We start from the raw sequence: 17,240 nt of genomic DNA, 5'->3' as shown, positions 1-17,240 counted from the left end.
CCGCCATGGGGCGATAGGCCCGGCGCGATGCTGCTGAGCGAGACGTTCTACTGGTTCGTGCTGGTCGGCCTGGCCGCGCAGCTGGTGGACGGCGCGCTGGGCATGGCCTTCGGCCTGGTTTCCTCGTCGGTCCTGCTGAGCCTGGGCCTGCCGCCGGCCGTGGTCAGTGCCAGCGTGCACAGCGCCGAGGTCTTCACCACCGGCGCCTCCGGGCTGTCGCACCTGGCCCTGGGCAATGTCGACAAGCGGCTGTTCCTGCGCCTGGCGCTGCCGGGCATGGCCGGCGGCATCGCCGGCGCCTACGTGCTGACGCAACTGCCGGGCGAGCTGATCCGCCCCTTCGTCTATCTGTACCTGCTCGCCCTGGCGGTGCTGATCCTGCTGCGCGCGGCCGGCCGCGCGCTGCCGCGCCGCGAGGTGCGGCGGGTGCCGCTGCTGGGCTTCGTCGCCGGCCTGCTGGACGCCAGCGGCGGCGGCGGCTGGGGACCGGTGGCGACCTCGACCCTGCTCGCCCATGGCGGCCAGGCCCGCACTACCATCGGCACGGTCAACGCCGCCGAGTTCCTGGTGACGCTGTCGATCTCGCTGACCTTCCTGCTGACGATGGGCGTGCAGCACCTGGACATCGTGCTCGGCCTGCTGGTCGGCGGCATGCTCGCCGCGCCGCTGGCGGCGTTGCTGGTCAAGCGGGTGCGCGAGCGCTGGGTGCTGGTGGCGGTGGGCCTGCTGGTGCTGGGCATCAGCCTGTATCAGGTGGGTGGGGCGCTGTATCGCTGGGTGGGCTGAAGGTGGGGATTGGGGATTGGGGATTGGGGATTCGTAACGGCGGCGTTCGTGGCGCCTGAGGCACCTTCTCTGTTGAGCTGATCTGCGGTCAGGCCGCGTTCGCTTTTTCATGGGTGGACCGCGCGATGATCGCGGCCGGGACGCCGCCGCCGATGGCCGCGCGTCTCGCCACTCCCCTGCCCCGCGAGACCGCCATGCGTGCCATCCCATTGCTCCTGGCCCTGTTGTGTCTGGCGCTGCCTGCGCCGCGCGCACGGGCCGACGACGCCTTCGCCCGGCTCGGGCGCGGGGTCAACATCCTCGGCTACGACCCGCTTTGGAACGACCCGGCGAAGGCGCGCTTCCGCCCGCCGCTGTACCGCACGATCCGCGACGGCGGCTTCCGCACGGTGCGGGTCAACCTGCAGGCGTTCGCGCACATGGACGCGGATAACCGGCTCGACCCGACCTGGCTGAAGACGCTGGACACGGTGGTCGACCAGGCCACCGCCGCGGGCCTGAACGTGATCCTGGACGAACACGACTTCCACCCCTGCGCGGCCGACGCGGCGGTGTGCCGGACCAAGCTGCTGGCGTTCTGGAGCCAGATCGCCCCGCGCTACCGCCACGCGCCGCCGTCGGTGCTGTTCGAGATCCTCAACGAGCCCAACGGCCAGATGACCAGCGCGGTGTGGAACGATCTGCTGCGCGATGCGCTGCAGATCATCCGCCGCGACAACCCGACCCGCACGGTGGTGGTGGGCCCGGCCAGCAGCAATTCCTTCACCGCGCTCGACAGCCTACGCCTGCCCGACGACGATGCGCACCTGCTGGTCACCGTGCACTACTACAACCCGTTCCGCTTCACCCACCAGGGCGCGCCGTGGGCCCCGGCGGACATCCGCGACCACACCGGCGTGACCTGGGGCAGTGCGGCGGACCGGACCAAGCTGTACGGCGAATTCGACCGCATCGCGGCCTGGGCCAAGGCGCACCATCGGCAGGTGCTGCTGGGCGAGTTCGGCGCCTACGAGCAGGCGCCGCCGGCCGATCGCCTGGCCTGGACGGTCGCGGTGGTCAACGCCGCCGAGAAACGCCATTTCGCCTGGGCGTATTGGGAATTCGAGGGCAGCTTCGGCGCCTACGACATCGACCGCGGGCAATGGGTCGCGCCGCTGCACCACGCCTTGGTGGGCAGCGACAGCGCTTACCGCGGGGCCGGCGGCTGATCGCCGGCCTTCCCCGCCGCGGCGCGCCCTAGCGGGAACCGCCAGCGTCGCCGGCGCGGTCGCGGCAACCCCAGTTGAGGATCGGCGTGCCGGACGGCAGCAGCCGGCGGAACACCGCCACCGCGCCGTGCTTGGGATTGACCACCACCGGCGCGGCCGCGGCCTGCAGCAGCGGCAGATCGGCGGTGCTGTCGGAATAGGCCATGGCGATCTCGCCGTAACCCAGTTCGCGCAGCATGCGCATCTTTTCTTCGTTGTGGCAGTGGCGCGTGGCGGTGACCGCGCCCAGGCGCGGGCCGATCAGGCTGCCGACCACCGGCACGTCCTGGTGCGCGACGAAGCCGAGGATGGCGCGCGCCAGTTCCGGCGGCGCGCCGGTGGCGACCACCACGCGATCGCCGGCGGCACGGTGCCGGGCGAACACCTCCAGCGCCTGCGGCAGCAGCCGCTCGCGGATCTGCGCCTGATGCTGCAGCACGTACTGGTCGATGATGCGGTTGAACTCGCGGGCGCGGCGCAGGCCGAAGCTGGCGATCCAGACGTAGCCGGAGATGCCGGTGCGGCGGGTCGGCAGCATCGCCACCAGCGGCCCCAGCAACGGCGTGGCCAGCACCGCGGCGGCCAGGCGCAGCGGATTGCGCTTGATCAGCCAGGCGAACAGATGGCTGCCGGAGTCGCCGTCGTACAGGGTGTGGTCGAAATCGAACACCACCAGCGGCGCGTCGGCGCGCGGCAACGGGTACGGGCTCGGCGCCTGCCCGCTCATGCCGCGAAGAACAGCTGGCGCAGCGCCTCGCCCGGCTCCTCGGCGCGCATGAACGCCTCGCCGACCAGGAACGCGTGCACGCCGGCGCCGCGCATCAGCGCCACGTCGTCGGGGCCGAGGATGCCGCTTTCGGTGACCAGCAGGCGGTCGCGCGGCACCGCGTTCTGCATCGACAGGGTGGTCTGCAACGACACCTCGAAGGTGCGCAGGTTGCGGTTGTTGATACCGATCAGCGGCGCCGGCACCTGCAGCGCGCGTTCCAGTTCATCGATGTCGTGCACTTCCACCAGCACATCCATGCCCAGCTGCAACGCCAGCGACGACAGCTCGGCCAGTTGCAGGTCGTCCAGCGCGGCCACGATCAGCAGGATGCAGTCGGCGCCGAGCGTGCGCGCCTCGTAGACCTGGTAGGGATCGATGGTGAAATCCTTGCGCAGCACCGGCAGGGTGCAGGCATCGCGCGCCTGCTGCAGATAGCGGTCGTGGCCCTGGAAGAAGTCCTCGTCGGTCAGCACCGACAGGCAGGCGGCGCCGCCGAATTCGTAGCTGACCGCGATGTCGGCCGGGTGGAAGTCCGGGCGGATCACGCCCTTGGACGGGCTGGCCTTCTTGACCTCGGCGATCACCGCCGGGTCGCCGTTGGCGATGGCCGCCTGCAGCGCGCGGGCGAAGCCGCGGGTGGGCGGCATGGCCTCGGCACGGGCGACCAGCTCGGCCAGCGGCACGCGCGCGCTGCGCTCGGCGATCTCGTCGGCCTTGCGCGCGAGGATGGTGCGGAGAATGTCGCTGCTCATGCGGTGGGAATCCTGGGGGATGGCCGGATTATCGGCGATGCAGGGTGTCGGGGGTGAGAACCGGGATCGGGCGCTGGCGAAGGCGGTTCAGTCCAGCCCGGCCAGGCCGCGGGTGCAGGCAACATAGGCCTCCAGCTTGGCCCGCGCGCGGCCGTCGGCGATGGCCGCGCGGGCCAGGGCGATGCCGGCACCGATGTCGGCGGCCAGGCCGGCCACGTACAGCGCGGCGCCGGCGTTGAAGGCGACGATGTCCAGCGCCGGGCCGGGCACGTTGTCGAGCACGGCGCGCAGCATCGCCATCGATTCGGCGGCGTCGGCGACCTTGAGGTTGCGGCTGGCCGACATGGCGATGCCGAAGTCCTCCGGGTGCACTTCGTACTCGCGGACCTGGCCGTCGCGCAGTTCGCCGACCAGGGTGCCGGCGCCGAGCGAGAGCTCGTCCATGTCGTCGCGACCCCACACCACCAGCGCGCGCTCGGCGCCCAGTTCCTGCAGCACGCGTGCCTGGATGCCGACCAGGTCGGGGTGGAACACGCCCATCAGGATGTTCGGCGCACCGGCCGGATTGGTCAGCGGACCGAGGATGTTGAAGATGGTGCGCACGCCCATCTCGCGCCGCACCGGCGCCACCACCTTCATCGCCGGATGGTGCACCGGCGCGAACATGAAGCCGATGCCGGTGGCCGCCAGCGCCTGCGCCACCTGTTCGGGCTGCAGTTCGATCGCCGCACCCAGCGCCTCCAGCGCGTCGGCGCTGCCGGATTTGGAGGAGACGCTGCGGTTGCCGTGCTTGGCGACCTTGGCACCGGCCGCCGCGGCGACGAACATCGCGCAGGTGGAGATATTGAAGGTGTGCGAGCCGTCGCCGCCGGTGCCGACGATGTCGACCATGTGGGTGCGGTCGGCAACCGGCACGGTGCGCGAGAACTCGCGCATCACCAGCGCCGCGCCGGCGATCTCGCCGACCGTTTCCTTCTTGACCCGCAAGCCGGTGAGGATGGCCGCGGTCATCATCGGCGAGACCTCGCCGCGCATGATCTGCCGCATCAGCCCGACCATCTCGTCGTGGAAGATCTCGCGGTGCTCGATGGTGCGTTGCAGGGCTTGCTGGGGGGTGATGGTCATGGCGAAGACGGTCTGCGGTTAGGCGAATGAGGAAAAGGCGGCGCGAGTCAGCGCGGAGGCGTCGGCCGCGGCATGCGCAGGCGCCCTTGCGCCAGCACCTCGAAGTAGTCGGCCGGGCCGCCGGCGCGCAGCAGGGTGGCGACCGCAGCCGGGTCGTAGATGCCGTCCTGCAGGGCATGCTCGGCGATGTGCACGCCGACCACCTCGCCCAGCACCAGCCAGGTCTGGATCGGCTCGCCGCGTGCGCTCTGCAGCGGCAGTAACTGGCTGAGCCGGCATTCGAAGCTGACCGGGCTGGCGGCCACCCGCGGCGCCGCGATCAGGCGCGACGGCGCAGCAGTCAGGCCGGCCAGCGCGAACTCGTCCACCTCCGGCGCCACCGCGGCGGAACTGGCGTTCATCGCCTCGGCCAGCGGCCGCGTGGCCAGGTTCCAGGTGAACTCGCCCGTAGCCTCGATGTTGCGCACGCTGTCCTTCCAGCCGATGCTGGCAAAGCCGACGATCGGCGGGACGTAGTTGAAGGCGTTGAAGAAGCTGTAGGGCGCCAGGTTGGCGACGCCATCGGCGCCGCGCGAACCGATCCAGCCGATCGGCCGCGGCCCGACGATGGCGTTGAACGGGTCGTGCGGCAAGCCGTGGCCGTTGGCCGGTTCGTAGAAATGGAAGGCGTCGGTGCGATCGTGCATCGGCAGGGTCCGGCAGTGACGGAAGGCGGGCGACGCCGGCGCGGCGCGCTCAGCGCTCCAGGAAGTTCTTCAGCAAGGCGTGGCCATGCTCGGTGAGGATGGACTCGGGATGGAACTGCACGCCCTCGACCGGGAACTGGCGATGGCGCAGGCCCATGATCTCCTCCACCGTGCCGTCGTCGTGTTCGGTCCAGGCCGTCACTTCCAGGCAGTCCGGCAGCGTGGTCTTCTCCACCACCAGCGAGTGGTAGCGGGTGGCCTCGTAGCGGTCCGGCAGGCCGGCGAACACGCCGCGGCCTTCGTGGCGGATGCGCGAGGTCTTGCCGTGCATGATGGTGCCGGCGCGCACCACCTGCCCGCCGTAGACCTGGCCGATGCTCTGGTGGCCCAGGCACACGCCCAGGATCGGCGTGCGCTGGCCCAGCCGCTCGATCAGTTGCAGCGACACGCCCGCCTCGTTCGGCGTGCACGGCCCCGGCGAGATGACGATGCGCTCGGGCGCCAGGCGCTCGATCTCGTCCACGCTGAGCGCATCGTTGCGCACCACCTTGACCTCGGCACCGAGCGCCTGCAGGTACTGCACGAGGTTGTAGGTAAAGCTGTCGTAGTTATCCAGCATCAAGACGGTCATCGACTTAACCCATTGATTTTCATTGCATGTCTTGGAGAGAGAAAGCCGATCCGCGTGCAGCATTGACGCGCGATGGCTGGGTGCGGCGCAACCGCAGCATCGTTCGCGCCCGCCATCGTTGCCGCGCAGCACCCGCAACGACAGCACCAGGAGCGGTTCGGTCCTCACGCATGGATGCCACCGATCCGTGGCGAGAGGCGCCGGCTCCGCAGACGCGGGAAACCGGGCAGGCGCCGTGACGCGCGGCAGGCATGGGAGGCGTGGATCTGGTGGGGGACAAGACAACTCTCCTTCGTTGGGAGCCGCCATGCCGGGAGCCGAGGGAAGCCGCCACCGGTCAGGGCGGCGATCGAGCAGTCATGGACCGCAGGGGTGCGCCGCTTCTAGGAGAAGCGCCACCAATGCACCACGTTGGACGGGATGTTGCGGGTCATGCACTCGGCCACTTGATCGATGGAAGGTCCGGCCACCGCTGCAGGCAGCGGCGACAGACCGGTCCCGAGTGTAATGCCCATGTTCGACAGTGTCGATTGCACGCCACGCCGGTCGTGTCGCCGCGGGCAGCGGACCACGCGAGCACCGCTCCGGCGACGGCGAGCACGCCGCGCCTGCGGCCCGTTACCGCGCTCCTCGACAGCAAGACAGACCGGTCGATCTTCCGATCCGCCGGAGCCGCAGGCACGGCGCTCAAGCGTCCAGCGCGTGCCCGGCAAAGGTGGCGACCGCCTCGCGGAAGGTGGCGACGATCGGACGCGCATCGTCGCTGCGCCAGACCAGATACAGCTTCACCCGCAGTCTCAGCCAAGGCAGATCGCGGAACACGATGCCGGCCGGCGCGCGCTCCTTCAACGCGGACTGGACCAGCGCCACACCGAGGCCGGCACTCACCAGATACAGCGAGGCCAGTGGATCGGAGGTCTCGTAGGCGATGTCCGGCGTGAAACCGGCATCCTGGCAGGCGGCGAGCAATGCCGGGCGAATCGTATCCACCGGCTGGCGCGTCACCGCGATCCAGGTCTGCCCGTCGAGCTGCGCCGGGGTGATGCTGCGCGAACGACACAACGGATGCCCCTTCGGAATCGCCAGCGTCAACGGCTCGTCCAGCACCAGTGCGCTGCTCAGGCCGGTATCGCGTTCCGGCATCCGGTAGGCGAGCCCCACGTCGAGCATGTGCCGGCGCAGGTAATCGAACTGCACCGCGGTCCCCAATCCCTGCAGCGACAGCAGCACCGACGGGCTGGCGATCCGGAACGCGCGCACGCTCGGGCTGACCACGTTCGCATACATCGCGCCCTCCACGTAGCCGATCGCCAGGCGCCCGGCGCTGCCCGCACCGAGGCGCCGCGCGAAGGTCTCGACCCGATTGGCATTGGCGATCAGCGTCCGCACTTCACCGAGCAGATCGCGGCCCTCCTGGGTGAGCCGGATGCGCTGCTTGCTGCGCTCGAACAACAGCACGCCCAACTGCTCCTCCAGTTGCTTGATCTGCCGGCTCAGCGGCGACTGCGAGATGTACAACTGCTCGGCCGCACGACCGACGTTCTCGGTTTCGGCCACCGCAACGAAGTACCGAAGCTGGCGCAGGTCGAGCATGGGGGTGTGTCCTTTTGGGTCTCAACTTTCCCATATTCCGTCTTGGACGCCCAGCGACCGGGCGGCCATCCTCCGCATCGCCGAGCCGGCGCGACCCACGCGCAGCTCCACTCACCCAACAGCGGACAGAGCACCATGCACATCCTCCACCTCGATTCGAGCATCCTCGGCGATGCGTCGGCGTCCCGAGCGCTGACGGCATTGGTTGTCGCAGAGCTGCTGGCGCACGCGCCAGCGGCACAGATCCGCTACCGCGACCTCGTCGCGGAGGCGATTCCACATCTGGACGGCCCGATCGCGGCCGGATTTCGCCCCTTGACCGCACCGGCGGACACGGCAAGCGTGGCCGCCGAGCACGCGCGATCCGAAGCGCTGGTCACCGAATTCCTGGCCAGCGACGTCGTGGTCGTCGGCGCACCGATGTACAACTTCTCGGTCGCCACACAGTTGAAGGCGTGGATCGACCGGATCGTGCAGCCCGGCCGGACCTTCCGCTACACGCCCGACGGTCCGATAGGACTGGCCACTGGCAAGCGCGTGGTGATCGTGACCACGCGCGGCGGCGTCTACACGAGCGGCCCCCTCGCGCCACTGGACTTCCAGGAGCCGTATCTCAAGGCCACGCTGGGCTTCATGGGCATCACCGATGTGCATGTGGTTCGCGCCGAACCCCTTTCGAAGGGCGATGTGCTGGCCACGCAGGCCATGTCCGCCGCCCGCAGTGCCGCGGCCGACGTTGCGCGCCAGATCGCCCTGCACTGATCCCCCGCACTTTCCGAGGAATCCAGATGATCTACATCGTCGCGTTGTCCTACCTCCGCCCGCCCGAGTACATCCAGGCGCATCTCGATGCCCACCGCCGATGGCTGGCGAACCATATCCAGGCAGGCCGCATCCTCGCGGCAGGACCGAATGCGGACAAATCCGGCGGGATCGTGCTGGCGTCATGCACGAGCCGCGTCGAACTCGACGCCATGATGGCGGAGGATCCGTTCGTGACCCAAGGGATGGTCGCGGTGTCGGTACAAGGTTTCGAGCCGTCGATCCGCGCCGACGCACTGGCGGCACGCTGGGCAAGCGCCGCCGCCGTGGTCAGCGCCCAGCCCGCCTGAGCACACGGCAAAGGAATTCTCATGGCGTTCCCCACCAAGCTTCTTGCGGGCCTTGCGGTCGCCGGCGTGCTCGCTGCCGGTGTGTTTCCGCAATCAAGCCGGGCCGAGACGCTCCGCGGTGCCGTGCCGAACATCGTGCTGGTGCACGGCGCATTCGTCGACGGATCGAGCTGGGCGGCGGTCGTACGGCGACTGCAGCGCAAGGGCTACCACGTGACGGCCGTGCAGAACCCGCTGACCTCGCTGGCCGACGACGTCGCCGCAACCCGCCGCGTGCTGGCGCGGCAGCGCGGACCTGTTCTGCTCGTCGGGCACTCCTGGGCGGGCGCGGTCATCACCGAAGCCGGCAATGCCGACAACGTCCGCGGCCTGGTCTATCTGTCCGCCCTCGTGCCCGACAGTAACGAATCGGTCGCCGAGCTGCTGACCCGGCTGCACGCGCCCATGGACGGCCTGACGCCGGATGCGGACGGATGGCTGTGGCTCGACGCGCCGGCCGCCTTTCGAACCGTCATGGCGGGCGATGTTCCGATGGACAAGGTGCGTGTGCTCGCCGCAACGCAGCAGCCCATCGCCGCGCGCGCCTTCACCGACAGGGTGTCGCATGCGGCATGGCGCAGCAAGCCCAGCTGGTATCTGGTCACCGACAAGGATCACGCGTTGCCGCCGACGGTGCAGCGACAACTGGCGCACGACATCGGTGCCCAGGTCCAGCATCTGGCGTCGAGCCACCTGTCGCTGGTGTCGCACCCGCAGGTGGTCGCCGATTTCATCGACCGCGCGGCGCGCGACGTGGCGCGGTGAGTGGTGGGATCATGCCTGGGTGCCATCGCGCGCGCCGGACGGATCAGCCGGCAGACTGCGTCGGTGTCCGCCGTACACCGCATGGCGAAGGACTCATTGCGCGATCAGGAAGACCGCATAGACGTTTTCGGAGAGGGTGAGGGTGCCGGCTTCGAGCGATTCGGCGGCGGGCGATGCGGCATACCCAAATGCAGAAGGCGGGGCTGGCGCACTCACCAATTGCATCGAGACCGACTCGGACGGCCAGCGTCCGGCTTGGATGCCATACGCGAAGTTCGGCGCCACCTCGGAGATGGTGTACAGGCCGCCCAGACGCACGCCATAGGCTTTTGCCAGGGATTGCGCGGAGCTGCGGGTCTGCTCGGCCGCCTGGCGCTTGAGCTCGGCGCGCAGCGCGGCTTCGCCGCTGTAGCGCGGTGCGATCCCCGACACCTGCACTTCTTCGCTGGTGGCCAATGTGCCCAGCAAAGCGCGTACATCGCCCAATGCGGCGAAGTCGGCGGAGAGCGTGCGCTGCACGCGCGTGCCTTCGAACAGCTGCTTGCCTTCTTGGTAGCGACGCTCGGGCACGATCGACAGCGTCGTGGCCTGCACGCTGCCGGCCAGCGCGTGGCGCTGTGCGAACGCGGCCAGCACCTTTTCGGCATTGGACTGCACACGCTTACGCGCCGCACCCGGGTCGGTATCCACGGCGCTTAGGGTGATTGTCAGACCGAAGCGGTCCGGCACCACCTCGCGCTTGGCCTCACCCTTCACCAACAAGTGCGGCTGCGACGGCAGGCTGTTGACCTGCGCGCCGGCGACGGCCGGCAAGGCCAGCGCTGCGGCAACGGCCCAGGCACCAAGCGTACGGATTTTCATCTTCCTCTCCTTGGCGGAATGTCAGACGGCCGCACGCTGCGTGCCGGAGTGGAGCAGCGCGGCGAAATCCGCGATCAACGTATCGACCGCTGCGTCCTGCGTGGCCCACGAAGTGACAAAGCGGATCACCCAGCGGCCGTCGCCCAGCGGTTGCCAGCGCTCGAAGTCGTAGCGCTGCGCCAGCGTCTCGACCGCGGCGGCGGGCAGGATCACGAACAGTTGGTTGGTCGGCGAGTCCGAGGCGAAGTGCGCACCGGCGGCGGCCAATCCGTCGCGCAGCCGCGTGGCCATGCGGTTGGCGTGCGCAGCCAGTTCGTAGAACAGGCCGTCCTCGAACAGCGCGGCGAACTGCGTGCCCAGTACCATGCCCTTGGCCAGCAGCGCGCCGCGTTGCTTGAGCAGGTAGCGAAAATCCGCTTTCAACACCGGATTGAGGATCACCAACGCCTCGCCGAGCAGCGCGCCGTTCTTGGTGCCGCCGATGTAGAACGCATCGGTGAGCGCGGCGATGTCGGCCATGCGCAGGTCGTTGCCGTCGGCGGTGAGCGCGCTGCCGATGCGCGCGCCGTCCAGGAACAGCAGGAGGTTGTGTACGTCGCAGAACGCGCGCAAGGCCTGCAGTTCGTGCTTGCGGTAAATCGTGCCGACCTCGGTGGTGTTGGACACGTAGACCAGCCGCGGCTGCACCAGGTGCTCGTTGCCGTGCTCGGCCAGCAACGGCGCGATCCGCTCCGGCGTGAGCCGGCCGTCGGCCGCGTCCACGGTGAGCACCTTGTGCCCGGTGGCCTCGATCGCGCCGGTCTCGTGGGTGGCGATATGGCCAGAGGCGGCGGCGATCACCGCCTGGTGCGGACGCAGGAACGCGGCGATGGCGGTGAGGTTGGTCTGGGTGCCGCCGACCAGCAGGTGCACATCGGCGTCGGCGCAACCGATCTCGGCGCGGATCAGTTCAGCGGCGCGCGCGCTGTGCCGGTCCAGGCCGTAGCCGGCATTCTGCCCGGCGCTGGCGGTGGCCAGGGCGGCGAGCAGGCGCGGATGCGCGCCTTCGCTGTAGTCGTTGCGGAAGCCGATCCGCTGCGCGGCGGCGCTCACAGCCCCTTCGCCGCTTCGGCGACCGCGCGGAACAGTGCGCGGCCCTTGTTCATGGTCTCGTCCCATTCGGTCTGCGGATCGGAGTCGTAGACGATGCCCGCGCCGGCCTGCACGTGCAGGCGGCCGTGCTTGATCACCGCGGTGCGGATGGCGATGGCGGTATCGGCGTCGCCATGCCAGCCGAGGTAGCCGATGCTGCCGGCGTAGACGTTGCGCTTGATCGGCTCCAGCTCGCGAATGACTTCCAGCGCGCGGATCTTCGGCGCGCCGCTGACGGTGCCGGCGGGGAAGGTGGCGCGCAGCACATCGGCATAGCTCAGGCCGGGCAGCAGGATGCCGGTGACTTCGCTGACGATGTGCATGACATGGCTGTAGCGTTCGATCACGAAACGCTCGCCGACGGCGACGCTGCCGGCCTGCGAGACGCGGCCCGCATCGTTGCGACCCAGGTCGATCAGCATCAGGTGCTCGGCGCGCTCTTTCGGATCGGCGAGCAGTTCCGCCTCCAGCGCCTGGTCCTCTTCCGGGGTCTTGCCGCGCGGCCGGGTGCCGGCGATCGGGCGCACGGTGACCTGGCCGTTCTCCAACCGCACCAGGATCTCCGGCGAGGAGCCGACCACCTGGGTGTCGCCGACGTCGAGGAAATACATGTACGGCGACGGGTTCAATGCGCGCAGCGCGCGGTACACGTCCACCGGGCGTGCGGTGAACGGCACGCTCAGGCGCTGGCTCAGCACCACCTGGAAGATGTCGCCGGCACGGATGTAGTCCTTGGATTTCTCCACCGCGGCGATGAAGCCCTCGCGGGTGAAGCCGGAGACGAAATCGCTCTCGTCCAGCACGTCGCGCGCCAGCGGCGCGGGGTAACCGGCGCCGGGCTGGCGCAGCGTGGTGGTGAGCGCATCCAGGCGCGCCTGCGCGCGCTCCCAGGCGTCGGCCTCGGCCGGGTCGGCATGCACGATCAGGTACAGGCGGCCCTTGAGGTTGTCGAAGACCGCCACTTCCTCGGACAGCATCAGCAGGATGTCCGGGGTGTCCAGCTCGTCGCGGGCGACCGCGCCGGCCAGGCGCGGCTCGATGTAGCCGATGCACTCGAAGCCGAACCATCCGACCAGGCCGCCGGTGAAGCCGGGCACGCCCGCCAGCTTGGGCACCACATGCTGCGCGCGCAGCGCCTCGACCTCGGCGAAGGGATCGGCGACCTCGCGGCGCTCGATCAGTTCGCCATGGTCGCGCACGTCCAGGGTGTGCCCGCGGAAGGTATACACGCGGCGCACCGGCAGGCCGATGATCGAGTAGCGCCCGAAGCGTTCGCCGCCTTCGACCGATTCGAACAGATAGGTATGCGGGGCGTCGGCGAGCTTGAGATAGACCGACAGCGGCGTGTCCAGGTCGGACAGCACTTCGCGGACGACGGGGATGCGGGTGTGACCTTCAGCGGCGTAGCGCTGGAACTGCTCGCGGGTAATCAAGACGGCTTTCCTTCCGGGACTCGGTGACAGGGCGGACGACGGCTGCAGGCCACCATCGCCACGCACGGCGAGCGGAAGTGAAGGAACGCGGGGTCGTCAGGCTGGACACGGCGGCTACTTTACCGCAACTGCGGCAACTGGCAACGGTTGCAGACGCGACCGTTCGAGTGCGGTGCGGAGGTGGTCGGTGAGGGCGTCGCGTCGGGACTGAAGTCCCTCCCACATGGGGATCACTTGCCTTGGTGCGACATTCTGGGTTTGAAGTGCGCGAGCTGGTCATCGCGTGCGCGTCCACGATCGAACCGATCCTCGCCACGCCGCCTGCGTAGGAGCGGCTTCAGCCGCGACGCGCGTTACCGGGAATGCCTGTCGCGGCTGAAGCCGCTCCTACGAGAGGAACACGCGAGCGACACGATCGCAGATGGAGAGCGTGCGCCGCGGGGTTCGCTAGCGCCCGCGTGCCTGCAGCAACGGCGACTCCGGCGGCAGGTGCATGCGCAGGCGCCCGGGCACGCAGTCGATGCGGAAGTGGCGCGAGGTTTCCGGCTCGCCGTCCAGGTTCAGGGTCAGCGGCTGCGCCGCCTCGATCCGCAGCCATGGCAGGCGCGCACGCACCGCCACCCGCTCCAGTGCGGCCTGCTTGCCGGACGTGACCAGGGTCCCCAGGATCGCGGCGACCTCGCCGGTCAGCTCGGGCACCAGGGTCAGGTCGAGCAGGCCGTCGTCGAGCAGCGCCTCCGGGCACAGCACCTGGCCACCGCCGGCCTGGCGGCCGTTGCCCAGGCCGAGCGCGATGAAATCGCCTTCCCAGGCAAAGTCCGGCCCCTCGAAGCGGGCCCGGATCGGATCGATCCGGCCCAGCCGGCTCATGCCGGTGACCAGGTAGGCCAGCCCGCCCAGCATCTTCTTCAGGCCTTCGTCGGTCTCCACCGTGACCTGGGTGCCGAAGCCGCCGCTGGCGACATTGGCGCACCAGTGCGGGCCGTGCTCGGCCTCGATGCGCAGCAGGTCGATCGGCAGCGCCGTGGTGCGGGCGATCAGCTCCAGCGCCTCCAGCGGCGGCAGCGGGAGGCCGGTGGCCGTGGCGAAATCGTTGGCCGTGCCCAGCGCCACCAGGCCCAGGGCCGGCAACGCCGCGGCCGGCTCCTGGCGATGCGCCAGCGCGGTGGCGACCTCGCTGAGGGTGCCGTCGCCACCGGCGGCGACGATGCAGGCGGCGCCATCGGCGACCGCCTCGGCCACGTAGCGCTCGGCATCGCCCTGCTCCCAGGTGACCCGCACCTGCAGCGCCACATCCCGCGCGCGCATGGCCATGACCGCCTCGCGCAATGCCTCGTCGCCGGCCGACTTGCCGTTGAGGATCAGACGCCAATGCGCTGCAGCCATGCGAACCATCCCGGGGTGAGGCGCCCAGGCTAACGGGCGCGGCATGCGCGATGCGTGAATCCAGGCGGGTGCGTTGTCATACGCACGTCACCGAGCGTCCGGAACATGGAAGGCCATAGCAAGGAAGACGGATGGAGGCAGGATCAGCCTCCGATTTATCTCCCAGGGGCCGCACCGGCGACGGTGCGGTTCTTTTCTTTTGGCCGCCCTGTGCCGCTCAGCCGGCCGCGAACCGGGCCAGCGCCTCGCCCTGCAGCCGGTACACGGTCCACTCGTCCTGCGGGCGGGCGCCGACCGCTTCGTAGAAGTCGATCGCCGGCTGGTTCCAGTCCAGCACCGACCATTCGAAGCGGCCGCAGCCCTCGGCCACCGCCTGCCGCGCCAGATGCTGCAGCAGCGCCTTGCCGGCACCGACGCCGCGGTGCGCCGGGTCCACGTACAGGTCTTCCAGGTACAGGCCGTTACGGCCGAGCCAGGTGGAGTAGTTGTAGAAGTACACCGCGTAGCCGATCGGCTGGCCGTCGGCCTCGCAGATCAGCGCCTGCGCGCGGGCATCGGCGCCGAAGAGGGTCGCGCGCAGGCCGGCCTCGTCGGTCTGCACCGCGTCCTCGGCGCGCTCGTAGCGCGCCAGGTCGCGGATCAGGCGCAGGATCAGCGCCGCATCGTCGGCCACCGCCGGGCGGATGTGCAGCACCGCCATCTCAGCGCCCCGCCACCGCGGCGCGCATCTGCTTGATCACCTCGGCGTGGTCCGGCGCATTGAAGATGGCCGAACCTGCAACGAAGGTGTCGGCGCCGGCGGCGGCGATCGCGGCGATGTTGTCCGGCTTTACCCCGCCGTCGATCTCCAGCCGGATCGGCTTGCCGCTCGCGTCGATGCGGGCGCGGATGGCGCGCAGCTTCTCCAGCGCCGAGGGAATGAAGGCCTGGCCGCCGAAACCCGGGTTGACCGACATCACCAGCACCAGGTCCAGGTCGTCCAGCACCCAGTCGAGGATGTCCACCGGCGTGGCCGGGTTGAGCACCAGACCGGCCTTGCAGCCGTGCGACTTGATCAGCTGGATGCTGCGGTGCACGTGGCGGCTGGCTTCGGGGTGGAAGCTGATGATGCTGGCGCCGGCCTCGGCGAAATCCGGGATCAGCCGGTCCACCGGCTCCACCATCAGGTGCACGTCGATCGGCGCGGTGACGCCATGCTTGCGCAGCGCCTGGCAGACCATCGGGCCGATGGTCAGGTTCGGCACGTAATGGTTGTCCATCACGTCGAAGTGGATCCAGTCGGCGCCGGCGCGCAGCACGGCATCCACTTCCTCGCCGAGGCGGGCGAAATCGGCGGACAGGATGGACGGGGAGATGATGCAGTCGGACATGGCGGGATCTCAGCGCTTGCGCAGGGTGCGGATACGGTCGTAGGCGGTGTTGAGCTGGCTGGCCTTCTTCTCGGCGCGCGCGCGCAACTCGGGGCTGGCGCTGGCGACCTTGTCGGGGTGGTACTGGGACATCAGCCGGCGATAGGCCAGTTCGATCTCGGCGTCGGTAGCGTCGCGGGTCAGGCCCAGCTCGCGGTAGGGATCCTCGCGCTGGGACAGCTTGAACCAGTCGGCGTCGAAGGCATGCCCGATCAGCAGGCCGATCAGGGCGCCCAGCACCGGCGTGGGCCGCAGCAGCAGGGCCCCGGCGATGGCGCCGAGCAGTTTTCCGTACCAGGGCATGGGGCGAGGGCGGGCGCGGCGTCAGGGCCGGCCATTTTACGGCACAGCGGGGCATTCCGGCCGTACACTACGCGGCCCGCCGTCCGCCGCGGGCCCGCCGGGTCCCGGGACGGTCGCCATTGCGAAGTCCGTAGGAGTGCCTGTGTCCACCACGCTGTTGCAATCCGATCTGCCTGGCCTGCCCTTGCGCCACCGCGGCAAAGTCCGCGACGTGTTCGACATCCCCCGCGAGCGCCTGCCGGCCGACGCGCCGCCCGGCGACTACCTGCTGATGGTCGCCACCGACCGCCTGTCCGCCTTCGACGTGGTGCTGCCGGACCCGATTCCCGGCAAGGGCGAGATGCTGTGCCAGGTCTCCAACTTCTGGTTCAAGAAGACCGAGCACCTGATGCCCAACCACCTCACCGGCATCGACGTGGCCGCGGTGCTGCCCGAGGGCGTGGACACCGCGCTGTACGCCAGGCGCGCCGTGGTGACCCGCAAGCTCAAGCCGGTGCCGGTGGAAGCCATCGCCCGCGGCTACCTGATCGGCAGCGGCTGGAAGGACTACCAGCGCACCGGCAAGGTCAGCGGCATCGAACTGCCCGACGGCCTGCGCCAGGCCGAGAAGCTGGCCGAACCGATCTTCACCCCGTCGACCAAGGCCGCCGTCGGCGACCACGACGAGAACATCGACTTCGACGCCATGGTCAAGACCGTGGGCGCCGAACTGGCCGAGCGCGTGCGCGACGCCACCCTGCGCATCTACCGCTTCGCCGCCGACTTCGCCGCCGAACGCGGCATCCTGCTGGCCGACACCAAGTTCGAGTTCGGCACCGACGCCGACGGCCGCCTGTACATCATGGACGAGATGCTGACTCCGGACTCCTCGCGCTACTGGCCGGCCGACCAGTACGAGGTCGGGACCAGCCCGCCGAGCTACGACAAGCAGTTCGTGCGCGATTACCTGGAGACGCTGGACTGGGGCAAGACCGCGCCCGGCCCGCGCCTGCCACAGGACGTGATCGACCGCACCCGCGCCAAGTACGCCGAGGCGCTGCAGCGGTTGGCGGGGATTTCGGTCGATTGAGTGAGGTCGTGCGCCGGGATGCGCCGGCGCATAAAAGATGGTCGCGCAGGGCGGCCGCCTTCCGGCCATCGGACGCCGCCCGGCCGCTCCTGACAAGATGCTCCTGCCCGACTGGACTCGGGCACCCGCGCAAGTGATTGACC

General features: G+C 69.6%; 19 protein-coding genes. 6 read left to right on the top strand and 13 right to left on the bottom strand.

Going from position 1 to position 17,240, the window contains the following annotated elements; translation table 11 throughout:
• Positions 1-27: 27 nt before the first annotated feature.
• Both AC1G9L_RS01960 and AC1G9L_RS01955 read left to right on the top strand, forming a co-directional pair.
• Positions 28-786 (top strand): sulfite exporter TauE/SafE family protein, encoded by a 759-nt coding sequence (locus tag AC1G9L_RS01960; RefSeq protein ID WP_420008172.1) that lies wholly within the window; start codon positions 28-30, stop codon positions 784-786.
• A gap of 194 nt (positions 787-980) precedes the next feature.
• Positions 981-1,994 (top strand): glycoside hydrolase family 5 protein, encoded by a 1,014-nt coding sequence (locus AC1G9L_RS01955; protein ID WP_481070171.1) that lies wholly within the window; start codon positions 981-983, stop codon positions 1,992-1,994.
• A 28-nt stretch (positions 1,995-2,022) separates the two neighbouring features.
• On the opposite strand, the gene AC1G9L_RS01950 is transcribed toward AC1G9L_RS01955, so the two are convergent.
• From AC1G9L_RS01950 to AC1G9L_RS01925, 6 genes are all read right to left on the bottom strand, one after another.
• Entirely contained in the window at positions 2,023-2,760 is a 738-nt protein-coding gene (locus AC1G9L_RS01950; RefSeq protein ID WP_371180538.1) for a haloacid dehalogenase-like hydrolase, read from the bottom strand.
• On the bottom strand, positions 2,757-3,554 hold the full coding sequence (trpC, locus tag AC1G9L_RS01945; protein WP_010341411.1) for an indole-3-glycerol phosphate synthase TrpC: 798 nt from the start codon (positions 3,552-3,554) through the stop codon (positions 2,757-2,759). The genes AC1G9L_RS01950 and trpC overlap by 4 nt, the downstream gene beginning before the upstream one ends.
• A gap of 87 nt (positions 3,555-3,641) precedes the next feature.
• Positions 3,642-4,679 carry an anthranilate phosphoribosyltransferase gene (gene trpD, locus AC1G9L_RS01940; RefSeq protein ID WP_371180540.1) on the bottom strand — a complete coding sequence of 346 codons (1,038 nt, stop codon included), beginning with the start codon at positions 4,677-4,679 and terminating at the stop codon, positions 3,642-3,644.
• A 47-nt stretch (positions 4,680-4,726) separates the two neighbouring features.
• A complete protein-coding gene (locus tag AC1G9L_RS01935) occupies positions 4,727-5,365 on the bottom strand; it encodes a flavin reductase family protein (RefSeq protein ID WP_019799300.1) in 639 nt (212 codons plus the stop codon).
• Positions 5,366-5,414: 49 nt separating this feature from the next.
• Entirely contained in the window at positions 5,415-5,996 is a 582-nt protein-coding gene (locus tag AC1G9L_RS01930) for an anthranilate synthase component II (protein ID WP_019799299.1), read from the bottom strand.
• A 687-nt stretch (positions 5,997-6,683) separates the two neighbouring features.
• Positions 6,684-7,589: a LysR substrate-binding domain-containing protein gene (locus AC1G9L_RS01925; protein WP_019799298.1), complete on the bottom strand. Its 906-nt coding sequence runs from the start codon at positions 7,587-7,589 to the stop codon at positions 6,684-6,686.
• Positions 7,590-7,724: 135 nt separating this feature from the next.
• Between AC1G9L_RS01925 and AC1G9L_RS01920 the strand changes: the two genes are divergently transcribed.
• From AC1G9L_RS01920 to AC1G9L_RS01910, 3 genes are read left to right on the top strand one after another with little or no spacing between them, the layout of a single operon-like run.
• Positions 7,725-8,351 carry an FMN-dependent NADH-azoreductase gene (locus tag AC1G9L_RS01920; protein ID WP_481070168.1) on the top strand — a complete coding sequence of 209 codons (627 nt, stop codon included), beginning with the start codon at positions 7,725-7,727 and terminating at the stop codon, positions 8,349-8,351.
• A 26-nt stretch (positions 8,352-8,377) separates the two neighbouring features.
• Positions 8,378-8,701, top strand: coding sequence for a YciI family protein (locus tag AC1G9L_RS01915; RefSeq protein WP_019799296.1), 324 nt, complete (start codon positions 8,378-8,380; stop codon positions 8,699-8,701).
• Between the two features lie 21 nt (positions 8,702-8,722).
• Positions 8,723-9,505 (top strand): alpha/beta fold hydrolase, encoded by a 783-nt coding sequence (locus tag AC1G9L_RS01910; protein ID WP_481070167.1) that lies wholly within the window; start codon positions 8,723-8,725, stop codon positions 9,503-9,505.
• 93 nt (positions 9,506-9,598) lie between these two features.
• On the opposite strand, the gene AC1G9L_RS01905 is transcribed toward AC1G9L_RS01910, so the two are convergent.
• The 7 genes from AC1G9L_RS01905 to AC1G9L_RS01875 form a co-directional block, all read right to left on the bottom strand.
• Positions 9,599-10,360, bottom strand: a complete 762-nt coding sequence (locus AC1G9L_RS01905) for an SIMPL domain-containing protein (protein ID WP_481070986.1) — start codon at positions 10,358-10,360, stop codon at positions 9,599-9,601.
• A gap of 27 nt (positions 10,361-10,387) precedes the next feature.
• Positions 10,388-11,458 carry an aminotransferase class I/II-fold pyridoxal phosphate-dependent enzyme gene (locus AC1G9L_RS01900; protein ID WP_019799293.1) on the bottom strand — a complete coding sequence of 357 codons (1,071 nt, stop codon included), beginning with the start codon at positions 11,456-11,458 and terminating at the stop codon, positions 10,388-10,390.
• On the bottom strand, positions 11,455-12,930 hold the full coding sequence (gene trpE, locus AC1G9L_RS01895; protein WP_481070165.1) for an anthranilate synthase component I: 1,476 nt from the start codon (positions 12,928-12,930) through the stop codon (positions 11,455-11,457). The genes AC1G9L_RS01900 and trpE overlap by 4 nt, the downstream gene beginning before the upstream one ends.
• Positions 12,931-13,377: 447 nt before the next feature.
• Entirely contained in the window at positions 13,378-14,316 is a 939-nt protein-coding gene (yegS, locus tag AC1G9L_RS01890) for a lipid kinase YegS (protein ID WP_481070163.1), read from the bottom strand.
• A gap of 217 nt (positions 14,317-14,533) precedes the next feature.
• Positions 14,534-15,016, bottom strand: a complete 483-nt coding sequence (locus AC1G9L_RS01885; protein ID WP_019801110.1) for a GNAT family N-acetyltransferase — start codon at positions 15,014-15,016, stop codon at positions 14,534-14,536.
• 1 nt (position 15,017) lies between these two features.
• Positions 15,018-15,686, bottom strand: a complete 669-nt coding sequence (gene rpe / locus AC1G9L_RS01880) for a ribulose-phosphate 3-epimerase (protein WP_019801109.1) — start codon at positions 15,684-15,686, stop codon at positions 15,018-15,020.
• 9 nt (positions 15,687-15,695) lie between these two features.
• Positions 15,696-16,028 carry a J domain-containing protein gene (locus tag AC1G9L_RS01875; RefSeq protein WP_010341396.1) on the bottom strand — a complete coding sequence of 111 codons (333 nt, stop codon included), beginning with the start codon at positions 16,026-16,028 and terminating at the stop codon, positions 15,696-15,698.
• A gap of 142 nt (positions 16,029-16,170) precedes the next feature.
• Between AC1G9L_RS01875 and AC1G9L_RS01870 the strand changes: the two genes are divergently transcribed.
• On the top strand, positions 16,171-17,097 hold the full coding sequence (locus AC1G9L_RS01870; protein WP_019801108.1) for a phosphoribosylaminoimidazolesuccinocarboxamide synthase: 927 nt from the start codon (positions 16,171-16,173) through the stop codon (positions 17,095-17,097).
• Positions 17,098-17,240 lie beyond the last annotated feature (143 nt).

It is taken from the genome of Xanthomonas sp. NCPPB 1132, from assembly GCF_056629235.1.
Note: the sequence above shows the minus strand (reverse complement) of the source record. Positions and strands in the feature narration are given on the sequence as shown.

Coding starts and splice junctions, on each gene's coding strand:
- AC1G9L_RS01960 (WP_420008172.1), top strand. CDS start 28: ATGCTGCTGAGCGAGACGTTCTACTGGTTCGTGCTGGTCGGCCTGGCC.
- AC1G9L_RS01955 (WP_481070171.1), top strand. CDS start 981: ATGCGTGCCATCCCATTGCTCCTGGCCCTGTTGTGTCTGGCGCTGCCT.
- AC1G9L_RS01950 (WP_371180538.1), bottom strand. CDS start 2,760: ATGAGCGGGCAGGCGCCGAGCCCGTACCCGTTGCCGCGCGCCGACGCG.
- trpC (WP_010341411.1), bottom strand. CDS start 3,554: ATGAGCAGCGACATTCTCCGCACCATCCTCGCGCGCAAGGCCGACGAG.
- trpD (WP_371180540.1), bottom strand. CDS start 4,679: ATGACCATCACCCCCCAGCAAGCCCTGCAACGCACCATCGAGCACCGC.
- AC1G9L_RS01935 (WP_019799300.1), bottom strand. CDS start 5,365: ATGCACGATCGCACCGACGCCTTCCATTTCTACGAACCGGCCAACGGC.
- AC1G9L_RS01930 (WP_019799299.1), bottom strand. CDS start 5,996: ATGACCGTCTTGATGCTGGATAACTACGACAGCTTTACCTACAACCTC.
- AC1G9L_RS01925 (WP_019799298.1), bottom strand. CDS start 7,589: ATGCTCGACCTGCGCCAGCTTCGGTACTTCGTTGCGGTGGCCGAAACC.
- AC1G9L_RS01920 (WP_481070168.1), top strand. CDS start 7,725: ATGCACATCCTCCACCTCGATTCGAGCATCCTCGGCGATGCGTCGGCG.
- AC1G9L_RS01915 (WP_019799296.1), top strand. CDS start 8,378: ATGATCTACATCGTCGCGTTGTCCTACCTCCGCCCGCCCGAGTACATC.
- AC1G9L_RS01910 (WP_481070167.1), top strand. CDS start 8,723: ATGGCGTTCCCCACCAAGCTTCTTGCGGGCCTTGCGGTCGCCGGCGTG.
- yegS (WP_481070163.1), bottom strand. CDS start 14,316: ATGGCTGCAGCGCATTGGCGTCTGATCCTCAACGGCAAGTCGGCCGGC.
- AC1G9L_RS01885 (WP_019801110.1), bottom strand. CDS start 15,016: ATGGCGGTGCTGCACATCCGCCCGGCGGTGGCCGACGATGCGGCGCTG.
- rpe (WP_019801109.1), bottom strand. CDS start 15,686: ATGTCCGACTGCATCATCTCCCCGTCCATCCTGTCCGCCGATTTCGCC.
- AC1G9L_RS01875 (WP_010341396.1), bottom strand. CDS start 16,028: ATGCCCTGGTACGGAAAACTGCTCGGCGCCATCGCCGGGGCCCTGCTG.